Source organism: Paenarthrobacter sp. C1 (assembly GCF_049315185.1).
Taxonomy (GTDB): Bacteria; Actinomycetota; Actinomycetes; order Actinomycetales; family Micrococcaceae; genus Arthrobacter; species Arthrobacter nicotinovorans.
Genome location: NZ_CP186052.1, coordinates 928,831 through 944,680 on the forward strand (window position 1 = coordinate 928,831; position 15,850 = coordinate 944,680).

The window sequence follows — 15,850 nt, forward strand, 5'->3', positions numbered from 1 at the left end:
CCTCCATCAGGAGTATATCCATCCGCTGTGGTGGTCATCCCTTGCTCGCCCCGCTCTCCAGGCCCTGGATCATGGCCTTGTTCAACACCAGGAAGACCAGCAGCAGCGGTGTGATGGTCACGCAGACAGCAGCAAACGTTGCTGTCCAGTCCACCTTGCCCATGGCGCCGATGTAGTTCTGCAGACCGAGGGGAATGGTCTTGAGGTCCTCGGAGAGGACAAAGGTGTTGGCGAAAATGAAGTCGTTCCAAATGAAGATGCTGTTGACCAGGACCACGGTCACCACGGTGTTCAGCGACAACGGCAGGGTGATCAGGCCGAAGATCCGGTACGGTCCGGCACCGTCCAGGGAAGCTGCTTCGTAGGTTTCCCGGGGAATGTACTCAAAGAAGGACGAGAACAGGTAGATGGACATGGGCAGCGCAAAGCCGGCCAGGGGAATGATCATCGACTGGTAGGTGTCCAGCAGATTCACGGTGGAGTAGTCGATGAACAGGGGGACCAGGGCGATCTGGACGGGAACGATGATGCCCACCAGGAACAACCCCCGCACGAACCGGCTCAAACGGAAGCCAAGGACCTGGATGGCGTACGCGGCCATCATGCCGAACAGGACGATGAGAAGGTTGGCGCCCATGGTCACTATGAAGCTGTTGAGGATGTTCCGGCCGAGGTCACCCGTCTCAAAAGCCCGGGCGTAGTTGTCCCAGGTCAGTGCGCTTGGCAGTGCGAACGGGTCTCCGGTGGCGAAGTCCTGTTCCGTGCGGAGGCTTGTCAGGAACAGCCAGGCCAACGGATACACCTGGACGATCACGATCAGCATGATCAGGACCCGCGAAAGCGTCCGGTACAGGCTCGGCTTGCGGCGACGCCGTTTGGGTGCCGGCGCGGACGGCGGAACTGCCGGTGACTTGGTGGCCGGGGCTGTCTGGGCGATCATGAGTCTGCCTTCCGCTTGAGCATGAAAAGGATGAGGCCGACGGCGACGAGGCACTCGATCACGATGAAGACGGAGATGGTGCTTGCGTAGCCAAAGTCCGTACTGGTGAACGCTGTCTTGTACATGTAGGTGGTGAGCAGCTCGGAGGATTGTCCGGGGCCGCCGTTGGTCATGAGATAGGGGATGTCGAAGCCGCGCAGGCCGTAGGTGGTGGCCATGATGGTGGTAGTGATCCAGACAGGGCGGATGTACGGAAAACGGATCTTGGTGAAGAGCGTCCATTTGGAGGCGCCATCCAGGACGGCGGCCTCTTCAAGTTCCTTGGGAACGGCGATCAGTGCGGCGTAGATGATGAGCATGTAGAGCCCGGTGAATCGCCATCCCTCCGGGGCGGAAACTGCGGCAAGCACGGTATTCACATCGGAGAGCCAGGCGCGTTCAAAGGAACCGAGTCCCACCCAGTGCAGGAGCTGGTTGAGCAGGCCGACGGGATCGATGGAGTAGATGCGCACGAACAGGAAGGCGATCGCCACAGTGGAGATGACCGCGGGCAGCAGGTATAGGGTCTTGATGAGCTCCCGGCCCCGGCGCAGCGAGGTCAACAGGCTTGCGACAACCAGGGCGCCGCCAAGTTGCAGGACCAGGCAGATGGCCAGGTAGAGGAGCGCGTTGAAGAAGGAGCGCCAGAAAACATCATCGGCGGTGAGCATCCGGACGTAGTTCTGGAGCCCGACGAACTCCATGTCGCTGATGCCGTTCCAGGAAAAGAAGCTGAGAAACAGGGATTGCAGGATGGGGAACAGCACGGCTGCGCAGTACAGCAGCAGTGGAGGGAGCAGGAAGACCAGGACGGACGTCCTTGACCGGTTGGGAAGCATGGCGGGGCCTTTCGGGCGGGGGGCCTTGCGACCCCCCGCTGCTACGTTTACTTGAAGAACTTGGGCGCGTTCTGCTTGATGGCGTCGTTCATCGTGCTGGTGAACTGTTCGGGCGTGATGTTGCCTTGGACCAGCAGGACCAGCTCTTGCTGGAGCCTGCCGTTGGTGGTTGGGTCCAACTGCGTATCCCACGGCATGGCCTGCTTGTCACCAAGATCGTTGGCCGTCTCCAGCGCTTTCTTGTAGAGCGGGGTGGCGTTGGCCGGGATTGCCGTCTGAACATTGGTGGTGGGGGACAGTGCGCCGGTGGCCGCGTACTCGGACGGGTACTTCTCCAGGGCGAACTTCAGGAAGTCGCTGACCAACGGATCGTAGGTCTTCGAGTTCACGGCCATGCCGATGCCGGACGGTGAGACGAACTCGTTGGCCGCGGTCACGGACCCCTCAGTTGTGGGAAGGGTGAAGAAATCTATGTTGTCCCGGACTGCCGGGTTGAGCTTGTCCGTGGCAAGGCTAGGCAGCTCCCACGTTCCGATGTTGTACATGGCCGCCTGGCCGGACGTGAACTGGTTCTGCGCGTCCGAGTATCCCTGCGAAGAGAACCCGTCCTGGAAGCAATTGGCCTTGCCGAGATCAGCCATCCACTTGACTGTCTTCTGGCCCGTGGCGTCGGAGAATGAGGACTCGCCCTTCTTCAGTTTCTGCACGAAGTCAGGACCGGCTTCGCGGAAGGGCTGGTAGGCAACGTAGCGTTCCAGCGGCCACTGGTCCTGCCCGTCAATTGCGATCGGGGTGATCCCGGCCTTCCTCAAAGCCGTGCACATGGCCGGGATGTCATCGAGGGACTTGGGGATGGAAACGCCGGCCTTCTCCAGGATGGCTTTGTTGTACCACATGAATTCCAGCTCGAATTGGAACGGAATCATGTAGAGCGAACCGTCGTCGAAACGCTGGTAGTCCAAGGCGCCCGGACGGTAGTCGTCGTAGAGGTTCAAGGATTTCAACAGCTTGTCGGCGTCCACCATCTTGCCTTGCTTCGCCAGTTGCTGGGCGAACGGGGTGGCGTCGGTGTCAAAAAGTTCAGGAAGCTTGTTCGCTGCAGCCAGGGTCTCAAGCTTCTGGATGTAGGACGGCCGGTCCGGTGTGGTGATGAGGTTCAGCGCGAAGCCGGGGTGGTCCTTGGCGTAGTCATCGGCGAGCTTCTTCATGATGTTGATGACTGCGCCGTCGGCGGGCCTGGAGAGCAGCCACGAGATTTCGCGGGGTTTGATCTCGCCGGTGGGGCTGACGTTGGCAGGGTCGGCGGTGCTTCCTCCGCCGCCGCAGGCTGTCAATGCCAGTGCGGCTGCGGCTGCGACGGCGGCAACGCGGAGTAGTTTTTTCATTGCGGCAATCTCCCTTGATTGGAACAGAGGTTGGGGTTGGGGGTATTAGTTTTCGGTGCGTTGACGGATTTCGAGTTCGGTGACGCTGACGGAACCTTCACCGGCGAAAACGCCGATCCGTCCCGCCGTCAGGTCGTAGATCCGGGCGCTGAGCGCAACTTGGCGGTCGACGACGGCGACGCAAGTGTCGCCGTCGACAATCACCTCAAGGCTGTGCTCGCCCGGGGTGAGGTCGCAGGGGCGTTCCAGTTCGATATCGAAGGGGACGTCCCCGGAAACGTGCCACTGGGCGTCGCCGGTGATGGCGCGGGGCCATCGGTCAAAGACCAGGCGGCCGCGCTTGGGTTCCAGACGCAGGATGTAGGACTGGTCGCCGTCGTGGCTTGCCCGCAGGAGCAGGCCGCATTCGGTGGTGTCGGGCCCTATGTCCAGCACGGCCTTGGCGTAGAACTGCGAGGGGAGCTCCTCCCGGGAGACCAGGGCTGCGTAGCTGTCCGGCACGTCCAAAGCTGCCGGCAGCTCGTCCGCCAGCGATACGTGCACGTCTTCCCAAAAGCTCTCCACCAGTTCATCCGCGAAGGAGAACCCGAGGGTGCCATCCGGATTCTGTCGGGCCTCCAGGACGGACATGGTGCCGGCCCATTCCCAAGGGCCGTGGTCCTTGTTGCCTTCCTTGCTGGCGATCCATCCGAAGAAGAAGCGGCGTCCGTCGCGTTCGGCTGTTTTGGACGCATAGAAGGCCCGGCCATCGATGCTGTCCAGGTTCGGTACGGTCCATGGGCCGTCAGGGCTCTTGGCCATCCGGTACCGCGTGGTGAACGATTCCGAGAATTCTGAGTAGACCATGTACCACCAGTCGCCCCACTGGAAAACGTCCGGGCATTCGTGAGTGATGTAGCGGCGGGGATCCCAGAAAGGCTCGGTGTGCTCCCAGGTCATCAGGTCCGTGGATACGCACTGGGCGATGACACCGCGACGCCGCTCGGGTCCTTCTGAATGCCGAGCCGCGAGCAGCATCCGCCACTGGCCTTTGGCTTCATCCCGGAAAACGAAGGGATCCCGCCAGTCCCCGGATTCGTACCCGTCGGGAGCTCCGAAGGTGAGCTCCGGGTGCTTGGTCCAGCTCTGCATGCCGTCGGTACTGGTGGCGTGCATGACCAGTTGGAGCGGTGCGCCGTCGGTGCCTAGGTTGCGGGGGTTCTGGCCGGTGTAGAACAGGTGGTGGACTCCGGCGTCATCGACGACGACGCTGCCCGTGTAGGCGTTGAAGTCCAGTTCCGCTTCGGTTCCGTGCGGGAGGGCAACGCCGTGGTCCTCGAACTGGGTGAGGTCCTTGGTGGTGACGAGGTTCCATGAAGTGCCCGGTTTGGGCTGTGACCGGACTTCATGGAGGTAGTAGAGCCAAAACTCCCCGTCTTTCTCGAAAGGGATGAGGTCGCCGACCCAGCCGTCGGCGGGTTGGAAGAAGACTGAGCGTTTCATCTGCGCTGATGTCCATTCTGCTAAAGCGTTTGATCACACTGAAGGTAGCGCAGGTCACACACATTGATCAAGCGTTTTAGCAAAGTTAATTTGCTCAAAAATATTCTTCGCTAAAACGCTTGACCACCGAAACCCCCAGCCACTAACGTCCGTGCTACCGGAGGCATACCTGTGTCCCTCGACGCCGAGCAGACACCTTTGGTCACGCCCACCGGACGAAGTAATCCAGTTCCTTTGATGGCGCACTTTGGCGTGCCCGGATGCGCAGCCGTATCCGCACACCCACCGCGTTCTCAACCAAAGAATGTTTGAGAGGAAACCGCTTCATGACGCCCCAATTTCCACGACGAACCCTTCTCCAAGGCACCGGAGCCGGCGCTTTGGCCCTGCTGATGAGTGGTGCCGTGTCCGGCTCCGCCCAGGCTGCTGCCTCGCAGCGGGCGGTCTATCACATGACCCCGCCGTCCGGATGGTTGTGTGATCCGCAGAGGCCGGTGTACACCAACGGCGCCTATCAGCTGTACTACCTGCACTCCAGCATCAACAACGGCCAGGGCGGTTGGGATCACGCCACCACAACTGACGCGGTGTCCTTCAGCCACCACGGCGTAGTCCTGCCGCTTCAACCGAACTTCCCCGTGTGGTCCGGGTCGGGAGTGGTGGACACGGCCAACACCGCAGGCTTTGGCGCGGGAGCCGTCGTCGTGCTGGCTACCAAGCCGACCGACGGCATCCGCAAGTACCAGGAGCAGTACCTGTACTGGTCCACCGACGGCGGTTACACCTTCACGGCCCTGCCGGATCCGGTGATCGTGAACACTGACGGCCGGGCCGCCACCACACCTGCCGAGATCGACAACGCTGAGTGGTTCCGCGATCCCAAGATCCATTGGGACGCGGCACGCAGCGAATGGGTGTGCGTCATCGGCCGGGCCCGCTATGCGGCCTTCTACACCTCCGCGAACCTGCGTGATTGGCAGTGGACCTCCAACTTCGATTACCCGAACCACGCCCTTGGCGGGATCGAGTGCCCGGACCTGTTTGAAATGACTGCTGGCGATGGCACCCGGCATTGGATCTTCGCCGCGAGCATGGATGCCTACAGCGTGGGCTTGCCCATGACCTATGCGTACTGGACTGGCAGCTGGAACGGCTCGGCCTTCATTGCCGATGACCTGACGCCGCAGTGGTTGGATTGGGGCTGGGATTGGTACGCCGGGGTGACTTGGCCGGCCGTGGATGCGCCGGAGACCAAGCGTCTTGCCGTTGCATGGATGAACAACTGGAAATACGCCGCCCGGGACGTCCCCACCGACGCATCCGATGGGTACAACGGGCAAAACTCGATTGTCCGGGAGCTGAGGCTGGAAAGGCAGTCAGGAGGCTGGTACAGCCTGCTGAGTTCCCCGGTCGCTGCCTTGCAGGGCTACGTCAGCGCCACCACCGCCCTCCCGGACCGCGTCGTCAATGGCAGCGCCGTCCTGCCATGGACCGGCCGTGCCTATGAACTGGAGCTCAGTATCTCCTGGGACGCAGCAGCCAACGTCGGGGTGTCAGTGGGCCGTTCGGCCGATGGAACGCGGCACACGAACATCGGAAAGTACGGCGATGAGTTGTACGTGGACAGGAGTCCCTCCGAGCTGGCCGGCTATTCGATGGCACCGTACACCCGTACTGCCGCACCCATTGATGCCAACGCCCGCTCCGTCCACCTGCGCATCTTTGTCGATAAACAAAGCGTGGAGGTCTTTGTGAATTCCGGACACACCGTTGTTTCGCAGCAAGTTCACTTCGCGGACGGCGACACCGGGATTTCCCTCTATGCCGATGGTGGCCCTGCCAACTTCACGGGGATAACCATCCGTGAGTTCGGCAACCCCATCTAGAAGCTCTTCGTGGCGTCGCGGAGTCCGCGGCTCAGGGGCAGTTCAGCGTGCCGGTCAGCGGCTGGCCTGCCCAGCTGTTGGTGGAGTTGGGCACCTTGTAATAACCGCGGATCTGGTAAGTCCACGTTCCGCTGAGGTTTCCCACGCTCTGGATTCCCGAACTGTAGGAACGGCCGGACGACTTGCTCAGATCTCCAGTGAACTGGACGACGCCGTCGGGATCGATGACTTTGAGTTCGTAGTAGTTCGCATAGGTTACGGCGGTGTAGCTTCCTACACTGATCTTGGCCTGGCCGAACCACAAGAAGGAATCACAGCTCTTGGTTACGGAGACGGTATTGGCCGCCGGTGCCGGGATCCGCGCCGCCGCCACGGCCATGCCGGCGCTTTCGGTGTCGTGGAACTGTGCATGGGCCGGAGACAACGAAAAGCCCATCAGCATCAGCAGGACGGCCAGGAAGATGGCCGGTCCGCGCCAGAGGATGAACTTGATCCGCATGCTCGTCGTCACTTCCGTTTCTGATGGTGTGGATTGGCCTTGATCCAACTCTCCCAAGGGATCCTCAGGAAAAGATCCTTCGGACCCTCAAGGTCTACTCAAGACTCAGGGAAAGCCTGGATTTGACCGGCACAGTAATGGCCGGGAACCGGCCTGAAGGGCAAGACGGGCCGGTTCCCGGGGTTTGGGGTGGTCTATTTGGTGGTTTCGGTGCGTTGGGTGCCGGTGAAGGCGAAGGCGATGGTGGAGGTGGCGCCTTGGAAGGTGTTGTCCGCGGTGGTGGGGAACGCGGTGGTGACTTTGAGGTTGTCGGTCTTGGCCGAGGTCAGGGAGGTGAGGCTGTTCAGGGTTTTGTTCGCTGCGATGACGGGGCCGTTGGCCAGGACGGTGGTTTTGGTGCCGGCGCAGGTGTAGGGGGCGGCGGTGCCGGTCCAGGGGGTGGAGCAGTTTTCGATGGTCAGTTGCAGCCCGTTGGTGGTGTCGGTGGTGAGGAGGGAGGCGGTGGCGCCGGCGGAGGTGGTGAGGGTGACGTTGTTCAGGTCGGAGTTGCCGGTGTTGGCCAGGGTGACGAGTTTTTCGACTTTGTCGCCGGGCAGCAGGCCCGCGATGGGGACGTTGAGGGTGTTGGCTGGTCCGGGGGCGCCCAGGGCGATGGTGACGGTGCCTGCGGTGACGGCTTGGGAGGCGGAGGTGGAGGAGGTGAACGCGCCGTAGGTTCCCATGCCGGCGACGGCGGCTGCGGTGCCGACCAGTGCGACGGAGGCGAGGATTTTGCCGGAGGTGGTCTTGAGGCTGATGGCCATGGGGATCAGTGTCCTTTCGTGTGGCCACCGTGAGACCGGCCGGCCGTTTCTTCAGCCTGTGTGGCTGACAAGAAATACTTTGCCGGGCCTGGATCAAGAACCAATCCTGCAAACCCACAACACTTCCTCAGGAAACCCTCAAGAAAACCGCAGCACCCCAAGGCGCTTATCCACAACCCAAACTTCGTAAACGGCGCAGAGCCGTGCCTCGCGCTAGGCTGGTCATCTCGGCTGATGCAAGTGGCCGCAGGAACCACCAAGCGGAGCCATCTTTCCATGTCAGTTGACCTTGCCCTGACTGCCCTTGCGGCGTCCTCCTTTTCCCTTCCTGAGTTGCGCGATGGCCAACTCGCCGGCATGAGCGCCCTTGCTGAGGGCCGTGATGTTTTGGCAGTCATGCCGACCGGATACGGAAAATCTGCCACCTACCAGGTAGCGGCACTTCACCTTCACCAACAAACCAAGCGCCCCGCCGTCGTGGTTTCTCCCCTCATTGCCCTGCAGGAGGACCAACTGGAGGGCCTGGCCGGGGACCTGGGCGAGGGTTCCGCCGTCGCCATAAATTCGTCCCGCAGTGACTCTGAAGTGGAGGCCGCCTGGCAAGCGGCCGAATCCGGCCAGGCTGTCTTCCTTTTTCTCGCGCCGGAGCAATTGGCCAGGCAGGAGACAGTGGACCGGATCGCCACGTTGGACATCTCCATGTTCGTGGTGGACGAGGCCCATTGCGTCTCCGCGTGGGGCCATGACTTCCGCCCCGACTACCTGGAGCTGGGCAACGTCCGCGAACGGTTGGGCAACCCGCCGGTGATAGCGCTGACGGCAACAGCTTCCCCGCCGGTCCGCGATGAAATCGTCCAACGGCTTGGCATGCGCGATCCTTTGGTCCTGGTCCGGGGGTTCGATAGGCCCAACATCAGCCTGGACGTCATACGCCACCAGGAGGACAAGGCCAAGCGCAAAGCCGTGGTGGAACAGGTAGGGGAGCTGTCCGCGTCGCAGGGGATGGGGCTTCTGTACGCGGCTACGCGAAAAGACACCGAAAAGTATGCTGCCAAACTGACCGAACGGGGCCTGCGTGCTGAGGCCTATCACGCGGGCAGGACGGACGCGGACCGCGAAAGCATTCACGAGCGCTTCCTGGACGACCAACTTGATGTGGTGGTCGCTACAACTGCTTTTGGCATGGGCATCGACAAGCCCAACGTCAGGTTCGTCGTGCACGCGGACATCCCCGAGTCACTGGACTCGTACTATCAGGAAATCGGCCGGGCGGGCCGTGATGGCAAAGCTGCTGCGGCCATCCTGCATTACCGGGCCGAGGACCTGGGCTTGCGCAAGTTCTTCGGTACCCATTCGCCGGACCCTGGTGCCCTCAAAACGATCCTGAAGGTGATCAGGAACGCCGGTGGGCCGGCTCCGAAGAGCGCCCTGGTGGAACTGACGGGATTCCCCGCCCGGCGGATTACCGGGCTGGTCAACCAGTTGGAGGAGGCCGGCGCGGTGAAAACCGGCAAGCGCGGCACCCGGCTCATTTCCAAGGCAAAACCGGCTACGCTGGTCAACCGTGCTGTGGATCTGGCCGAGTCACGGCAAAGGGTTGACCAGTCCCGGCTGACCATGATGCGGGCTTACGCTGAGACGGATGCCTGCCGCCGCCAGTTCCTGTTGGGCTACTTCGGGGAGGAGCTGCCGGAGCCCTGCGGCAACTGCGATTCCTGCGCTGAGGTCCGACAAGACGCCCCGGGTTCCGGCAACCCCGCGGCCCCGGGCGGCGAGGAACAGTTCCCCCTGCAGTCCACCGTGGTCCATAAGGAGTGGGGGCCTGGTCTGGTGATGCGGCACGAGGACGACGTCATTACTGTCCTGTTCGAACAGGAGGGTTACAAGACCCTGTCCCGTACCGCCGTCGTGGAGCATGAGCTGCTGAAACCGGCCTAGGCGGTGGCGGGAGCCGCGCCGGATCGGCCATTGGTGACCATCACGATCAAACCGGCAAGCAAGGCTGCCGCACTGACCGTGTACAGCACTCCGCCCCACGGGGCGTAATCGCCACCGGAAATGAAGAACGCATCAGCCAAAGCCATTCCGGCGTGGAAAGACACCAAGGAATAGGATGGGGCGCCGAGCCCAAGGATCAGGAGGTCGAGGAGGACAACGGTCCTCAGCCGCCCGAGAGAGCCGGCCGCTGAAAGCAGCACCACAACGGCCCCCAGCGCTGTTCCCAAAAAGGCCCATGTCACAACCGTGGGCGCTGAGATTGACTCGTTGGCCCGCGCCAGCCCTTCATGAATTTCGTCCAGGCTGGCACCGGGCACAGCTGCGAGGGGATTCCAGACAAGAATCTGGAACGCTCCCACAACTGCGAATGCAGCTATTGCAGCCAGCCCGAACAAACTGGCAATGACACGCGGTGTTCGATTACTTCCCCCGATTGTCCCCATGCTGGCAGCCTAGTGGAGGACTCAGGTGTTCAGTTCCACCATCAGGGCCGGCAGTTCGTCGGCGAGCTCCCGGGCCAGGAATCCGAGGGGACCCAGTTTGCTGGCCAGGCGGTCCGCAGCGGCTGCATGCAGATGGGTACCCCAGCAGGCGGCCTGGGCGTCGCTGGTTCCGCGGGCCCTGAGACCGGCAATCGCACCCGCCAGGACGTCTCCGCTGCCCGAAGTTCCCAACCCTCCGTAGCCTGTGGTGATCTTCCAGAGTCCGGATCCTTGATCCGACATCCCCTGCGGGCCGGCGATGAATCCCTGGCAGCTCACCACGGCATCGAACCGTTGGGCAATGTCCATCACTGCAGCTTCCAGGTCATCGACATCCTTCCCCAACAGGACTCCGGCCTCTGTGGGATTGGGGGTAAGGATCAGGCGCCCACGCCATGGTCCCAGCAGCGACTCAACCTTCCCAAGTGCCCCCAGGGCATAGGCGTCAAGAACGACGGCGGGACCGCCCGCAGCGTCAGCGGGACCGTTGGATTCCTCCCGCTCCAAGAGCGCCCGCAGCATCGTCCCGGCCAGATCCAGATCATCCAGCCCCGGCCCAATCAGCAGGACGTCGGCCCGCTCCAGGTCGGATCCGATTCGTTCCAGCCCTTCTCCGGTCAATGACCCGTCGGCTGTTTCGGGAAGACCGGGTGAACCGCACTCCGGCAGGGTTACGCCCACCTGCACCGCCGCGGATTCGGCCACGGCCAAGGTTATTTTGCCTGCCCCGGCACGCAGCGCCGCCGTCCCGGCGAGTATGGCCGCCCCGGGGGTCGCGCGTGCCCCGCCGATGACCAGGACTGCCCCGCGCGAATACTTGTCCTCGCCAGGGGCCGGCAGTGGCCAGTCCCGCAGAAGGGACGGAGTCACCAAAGTGGGTTCACTGGGGGTGGACACTGGCATCTCCGGCGTGTTCGGTGACTGTGACACCCTGCTCTGTGAGGTGGTCGGCGACGTTGAAGCTCTCCAATTCCCAGGGCCCCGAGCCGGTGGGACGCACATAGCGCGTGATCGAAGCATTCAACACCGACGTCGTCGCAGCGAGGTCCAGGATCTCCTCTTCGGACATGCCTTCCAGGACGTAGCGGACCAAAAGGATGACGGCATCGTGGCAGACCAGCATCACCCGCTGGCCCGAGCCCAAGGTGTTGAGTTCGTCCAGCACCGAGCGCAGCCGGAGGGCAACATCGGCCCAGGACTCACCGCCGGGCGGACGGTAGTACAGCTTGCCCAGCCACAGACGCCGCTCGGCCTCATCCGGGTAGCGGTTTTCCACGCCCCGGCTTGTCAGCCTGTCCAGGATGCCCAATTCCCTGTCCCGGAGACGTTCGTCGGTGAGCACCTTCACTGGCCATCCGGCAGTCTGGACGGCGATTTCCGCCGTCTGCCTGGCACGGGCGTAGGGGGAGGAGACAACAGCGTCCGGCCTCATGTCTTCGGCGATGCGGGCCAGCGCGGTCCCAAGCGCTTTGGCCTGGTCCTGTCCGGTGCCCGAGAGGTTCACGTCGGGGTCCCGGGCCGGGACCGCAATGACCTCCGCCCCTGCCAGCCGCGCCTCGGTGGCCGCCAGGTTCCCTTCGCTCTCACCATGCCGGACCAGCAGTAATTCCACGGCACCGGCCTCCTGCACGGCGTCCGTCAGACCGTCCTCGTTCACAAAAGCCACCCCTCCGCGTGCGTTGCCGAATGCAGAACACTACCCACTGCGTACCCACCGGTCCAGAGAATAAACACGCGACGACGGATCGGGAACCTCTGTTGCCCGGACCCCCGGTGAAGTATGTTGCTCGCATGAAGGACACATACCAGGTCATTGTGGTCGGTGGCGGATTTGCAGGCGTTGCAGCAGCCAGGGAACTCGGCCGCAAGGGTTTACACGTCTTGCTCATCGACTCGAACAACTACCACCAGTTCCAGCCCCTCCTCTACCAGCTTGCTACGTCCCAAATCGGGGTGTCGGCCATTGCCCGGCCACTCCGTTCGGTGTTTCGCCGCCTCAAAACGGTCAAGGTCCTCACTGCCAAAGTGGAATCCGTGGACGCATCGCAACGCACAGTGACGACGTCCGACGGGCAGACCCTGCGGGCGGACATCCTGGTCCTTGCCGTGGGGGCCGTCCCGAACTTTTTCAACACTCCGGGCGCGGAGGAATTGGCCTTCCCCCTGTACTCCGTCACAGACGCAACAAGACTTGGTGGCGGGCTCACCCGGTTGCTGGACCAGGCTGACGGGAATCCCGACAGCTTCGTGGATGTGGTGGTGGTCGGCGGCGGTCCCACAGGTGTAGAGACAGCCGGAGCGATGGCTGAAAACGTCAAATACGTGGTGCGGAAGTACTTCTCGCCCGAGCTGGCTGCCCGCTGCCGGGTACACCTGGTGGACATGGTTCCCAGCGTGTTGAACATGTTCTCCCCGAAGTCCCAAAAGTACGCGACTGAACACCTGCAGAAAGTCGGCGTCCAGCTTCACATGGGTGTGGGTGTCACTGAGGTCCGGCCTGATGGTGTCACCTTGGCGGACGGGAGCTCCGTCCCGGGGCAGATCGTCGTTTGGGCCGGCGGCCTGAAAGCGGGCGGTATTATCGCCGGATCGGGGCTGGCCCAGGGGAGGGGTGGACGTGTCGATGTCCACCCGGACCTGACAGCGCCGGACGTGGATGGCGTTTACGTCATCGGGGATGCTGCCAACATCACGGACTCAACGGGAGCCAAATTGCCGCAGTTGGGCTCGGTAGCCCAGCAGGCGGGTAAATGGGCGGCCAAGAACATCCTTGCCGACCTTGGCGGCGGCAGCCGAACGCCTTTCCGGTACGTCGACAAGGGCTACATGGCGATGGTGGGACGCGGTGCGGCAGTGGCGGAACTTGGTCGCAAGCGCATCCAGCTTCAGGGCCTCTTTGCGTTTTTGTCCTGGCTGCTGGTGCACTTAGCCCTGTTGTCAGGGCTCCAGCAAAAGATCCGGGCACTGTTTTCCTGGCTCAACGGCTATCTCCTGCACAGTCCCGCCCAAGTGGTGGTCAGCGGACCCTTGGACAAGGAACCTCCCGGGCAGGGGCCGCCTGTGCCGGCACCGTCAAAGGAATCTTGAGGGGGCCTGTTTCTTGTAGTTGCGGTGGGACAACACCGCGTGAACCCCAAGAAGTGTGCCGGCCACGCCCAACAGGGGTACGTGCAGAGGTATCGCCATCAGGACCAGCAGTACTCCCAAAGCGGCGGCCATGACGTCACGGAGGCGCGGGTGGATGGTGCCGCGCACGGGGACACCGGATTCCAGTTGCCGGGCGAGGTGGGGATCCTGGATGAAGAGCTCCCGCTCGAGCTGCTGCAGAACCCGGCGCTCGCGTTCTGAAAGCGGCATAGTGGTCCTCCTCGGCGCTAGGTTTCCAAATTAGCTAAGCATGCTGATTATTAAGATCGCAAGCATCAATTTGCCGGCAATGAGCGCCCATGGGGATCTGCTGGGAAGATAGCAGGAGGAATTCGAACAAGGAGCAGTATGACACTCAAAGAACGCTTGAAGGCAGACGTCGTCGACCACATGAAGGCCGGCAACAAAGTTGCCCTGACCACGGTTCGCAATGTCCTGGGTGAAATCACCACCCGTGAAAAGTCAGGCAAGACGCCAGTGGAGCTCGACGACGCCCAGGTCACCTCGCTGCTGCAGAAGGAAGCCGCCAAGCGCCGGGACACGGCGAAGATCTACACCGAGGCGGGGGAAGCTGACCGCGCAGCGGCCGAAGTTGCCGAGGCGGAGATCATCGAGGCCTACCTCCCCAAAGCGCTCACCCGTGAAGAGGTTGAGGCCATCGTGGAGGAAACCATTGATGCCTTGAAAGCTGAAGGCCAGGAACTCTCAATGCGCTCCATCGGTGCCGTCATGAAGCCTGTTACCGCGAAGGTCGCAGGGCGCTTCGATGGCAAGACCGTCAGCGAGATCGTGCGCGCCCGCTTGGCCTGACCGCCACCGGGTCAGTTGACCCCAAGCAGCCACCGCAGAGTGTCAGCGTTGCGCACGGCGTTACCACCGCCGTCGTTGTTGAAGTAGACATACACGTCCTTGCCGGCGCCGCTCCACTCGCGGATCCTGTCCGCCCACCACCTCAAATCGTCGTCCGAATAGGAGCCGCCGTAGAGGTGTTGGTGGTCCGGGCCGTGCATGCGGATGTAGACGAACGGAGCCGTGGCCCGGAGGATGCAGGGCAGATTGGCGCCGCTCATGATGCAGTAGGCGGTCTGGTGGCGTTCCAGCAGCGCGTACACGTCCGGGTGGTCCCAGCTGTCGTGCCGGAACTCGACGGCGACGCGGATCCAGTGCGGCAGGGCGGCCAGGAAGTAGTCGAGCCGGGCATCATCACGGGCAAAATCAGGTGGCAACTGCGCCAACAGAACCGCCCTTTTGTCGCCGAGCTCGTGCCAGCAGCGCACGATTCTTTCCACCCATACCTCGGGGCTGTAGAGCTTCTTGGCATGGGTAAGGCCACGCGGCGCTTTGACCGACATCGCGAAGCCTTCCGGCAGGCGGTTCCGCCAACCCGCGAAGGTAGTGTTCCGGGGCCAGCGGTAGAAACTCGCGTTGAGTTCCACGGTGGTGAACCGAGCAGTGTAGTGGGCCAGCCGCTTGGAGGCGGGCAGTCCCGGGGGATAGAGCACGCTCTCCCAGTGATCGTAGCTCCAGCCCGATGTGCCGATGCGGATGCCCATGGTGAGGATGTACCCCTGTGGGTGGTTTCTTAACGCACGGTTCCGTTTCCAGCGGTCCTCGCCATTAGCGCGCGGAGGTCATCGGCAACATTTGCTACTTCCCGCTGGCGTGCTCTGCGGGGCTGCTCGTCAGAACTTCGGGAAGCGTCAGCAAATGCACCTGGCAGTCCTCTCACGGAGTGGGTGCCCCGCGCAATCGGAAGGGCTGGATCGATGGCGTAGGAGTCCGGCCGGCCGAGGAAGTCGACGTCGTCATTGCTCCTAGCCCCACAGCGCCTTTTTCAGCAGTGCCCGCAGCTGCGTGTTCTCGTCCTCGCTGAGCGCTGCCAGCTGCGTTTGCTCGCACACCTCGAGCGCAGCCCGAGCCTTGTTGTGGATCCGGCGGCCCTCCGCGGTGGAAACGATGATCTTGGCCCGCCGGTCCTGCTTGCCTTGCGCCCGCTTAACCAGGCCGCGGTGTTCAAGGTCGTCAACCAGACTGACCACTTGGCTGGGGTCCAGGCTGAGGAAATCGGCGAGCTCGCGCTGCGTAGGTTCCAGGCCGCTGCAGGCAAGTGTCAGCACGGAGAAGGACCGCTCACGAAGCCCGTAATCCGCCAGTGCCTTGTTGTTCAGAAGGGAGCCTGTCGCGTGCAGTTTGGCCAGCAACAGGCCCACATCGTTGCCGATTTTGGCCTCGGCCAGGCGCGGGGTTTCCACTTCGGTGCTTTGCGGGCCCATGACAACTCCAATAGTAATGAAAAACAATCGTTGACTTTTTCAATGATCCGTATTCTCATTGATCATGACAAGGATCT

At 62.5% G+C, this 15,850-nt stretch carries 16 protein-coding genes; 4 read left to right on the forward strand and 12 right to left on the reverse strand.

What is annotated here, in order from left to right:
• Positions 1–34: 34 nt before the first annotated feature.
• The 4 genes from ACNAOU_RS04505 to ACNAOU_RS04520 are packed head-to-tail and all read right to left on the reverse strand — an operon-like array spanning position 35 to position 4,685.
• On the reverse strand, positions 35–940 hold the full coding sequence (locus ACNAOU_RS04505; protein WP_055974167.1) for a carbohydrate ABC transporter permease: 906 nt from the start codon (positions 938–940) through the stop codon (positions 35–37).
• Complete coding sequence (locus ACNAOU_RS04510) at positions 937–1,818, reverse strand: carbohydrate ABC transporter permease (protein WP_018779914.1); 882 nt, start codon at positions 1,816–1,818, stop codon at positions 937–939. The genes ACNAOU_RS04505 and ACNAOU_RS04510 overlap by 4 nt, the downstream gene beginning before the upstream one ends.
• Positions 1,819–1,865: 47 nt before the next feature.
• Positions 1,866–3,203 carry an ABC transporter substrate-binding protein gene (locus tag ACNAOU_RS04515; protein ID WP_422758126.1) on the reverse strand — a complete coding sequence of 446 codons (1,338 nt, stop codon included), beginning with the start codon at positions 3,201–3,203 and terminating at the stop codon, positions 1,866–1,868.
• A 45-nt stretch (positions 3,204–3,248) separates the two neighbouring features.
• Positions 3,249–4,685: a GH32 C-terminal domain-containing protein gene (locus ACNAOU_RS04520; RefSeq protein ID WP_422758127.1), complete on the reverse strand. Its 1,437-nt coding sequence runs from the start codon at positions 4,683–4,685 to the stop codon at positions 3,249–3,251.
• Between the two features lie 326 nt (positions 4,686–5,011).
• Here ACNAOU_RS04520 and ACNAOU_RS04525 point away from each other — a divergent pair, with 326 nt between their 5' ends.
• Positions 5,012–6,571: a glycoside hydrolase family 32 protein gene (locus ACNAOU_RS04525; protein ID WP_422758128.1), complete on the forward strand. Its 1,560-nt coding sequence runs from the start codon at positions 5,012–5,014 to the stop codon at positions 6,569–6,571.
• 31 nt (positions 6,572–6,602) lie between these two features.
• Here the strand turns inward: ACNAOU_RS04525 and ACNAOU_RS04530 are convergent, their stop codons facing one another.
• Positions 6,603–7,082: a hypothetical protein gene (locus ACNAOU_RS04530; protein ID WP_144027695.1), complete on the reverse strand. Its 480-nt coding sequence runs from the start codon at positions 7,080–7,082 to the stop codon at positions 6,603–6,605.
• A 182-nt stretch (positions 7,083–7,264) separates the two neighbouring features.
• Positions 7,265–7,873, reverse strand: a complete 609-nt coding sequence (locus tag ACNAOU_RS04535) for a TasA family protein (protein ID WP_422757675.1) — start codon at positions 7,871–7,873, stop codon at positions 7,265–7,267.
• Between the two features lie 276 nt (positions 7,874–8,149).
• Between ACNAOU_RS04535 and ACNAOU_RS04540 the strand changes: the two genes are divergently transcribed.
• Positions 8,150–9,811 carry a RecQ family ATP-dependent DNA helicase gene (locus tag ACNAOU_RS04540; protein ID WP_422758129.1) on the forward strand — a complete coding sequence of 554 codons (1,662 nt, stop codon included), beginning with the start codon at positions 8,150–8,152 and terminating at the stop codon, positions 9,809–9,811.
• Here ACNAOU_RS04540 and ACNAOU_RS04545 read toward each other — a convergent pair.
• Genes ACNAOU_RS04545 through ACNAOU_RS04555 form a run of 3 tightly spaced genes read right to left on the reverse strand, consistent with a single transcriptional unit; the run spans position 9,808 to position 12,019 of the window.
• Entirely contained in the window at positions 9,808–10,314 is a 507-nt protein-coding gene (locus ACNAOU_RS04545) for a hypothetical protein (protein ID WP_422758130.1), read from the reverse strand. The genes ACNAOU_RS04540 and ACNAOU_RS04545 overlap by 4 nt on opposite strands.
• A 21-nt stretch (positions 10,315–10,335) precedes the next feature.
• Positions 10,336–11,256 carry an NAD(P)H-hydrate dehydratase gene (locus tag ACNAOU_RS04550; RefSeq protein ID WP_179128477.1) on the reverse strand — a complete coding sequence of 307 codons (921 nt, stop codon included), beginning with the start codon at positions 11,254–11,256 and terminating at the stop codon, positions 10,336–10,338.
• Positions 11,234–12,019: a histidine phosphatase family protein gene (locus ACNAOU_RS04555; protein ID WP_018780164.1), complete on the reverse strand. Its 786-nt coding sequence runs from the start codon at positions 12,017–12,019 to the stop codon at positions 11,234–11,236. The genes ACNAOU_RS04550 and ACNAOU_RS04555 overlap by 23 nt, the downstream gene beginning before the upstream one ends.
• Before the next feature lie 125 nt (positions 12,020–12,144).
• Between ACNAOU_RS04555 and ACNAOU_RS04560 the strand changes: the two genes are divergently transcribed.
• A complete protein-coding gene (locus ACNAOU_RS04560) occupies positions 12,145–13,440 on the forward strand; it encodes an NAD(P)/FAD-dependent oxidoreductase (protein ID WP_422758131.1) in 1,296 nt (431 codons plus the stop codon).
• Here the strand turns inward: ACNAOU_RS04560 and ACNAOU_RS04565 are convergent.
• Positions 13,426–13,710, reverse strand: coding sequence for a DUF3040 domain-containing protein (locus ACNAOU_RS04565; protein WP_422758132.1), 285 nt, complete (start codon positions 13,708–13,710; stop codon positions 13,426–13,428). The two genes, ACNAOU_RS04560 and ACNAOU_RS04565, sit on opposite strands and share 15 nt — an antisense overlap.
• 138 nt (positions 13,711–13,848) lie before the next feature.
• Between ACNAOU_RS04565 and ACNAOU_RS04570 the strand changes: the two genes are divergently transcribed.
• Complete coding sequence (locus ACNAOU_RS04570) at positions 13,849–14,310, forward strand: GatB/YqeY domain-containing protein (RefSeq protein ID WP_039239905.1); 462 nt, start codon at positions 13,849–13,851, stop codon at positions 14,308–14,310.
• A gap of 11 nt (positions 14,311–14,321) precedes the next feature.
• Here the strand turns inward: ACNAOU_RS04570 and ACNAOU_RS04575 are convergent, their stop codons facing one another.
• Entirely contained in the window at positions 14,322–15,053 is a 732-nt protein-coding gene (locus ACNAOU_RS04575; protein ID WP_422758133.1) for a DUF72 domain-containing protein, read from the reverse strand.
• A 261-nt stretch (positions 15,054–15,314) separates the two neighbouring features.
• The gene (locus tag ACNAOU_RS04580) at positions 15,315–15,773 is read right to left on the reverse strand and encodes a MarR family winged helix-turn-helix transcriptional regulator (RefSeq protein WP_018780159.1); all 459 of its coding nucleotides are present in this window, start codon (positions 15,771–15,773) and stop codon (positions 15,315–15,317) included.
• Positions 15,774–15,850: the final 77 nt, after the last annotated feature.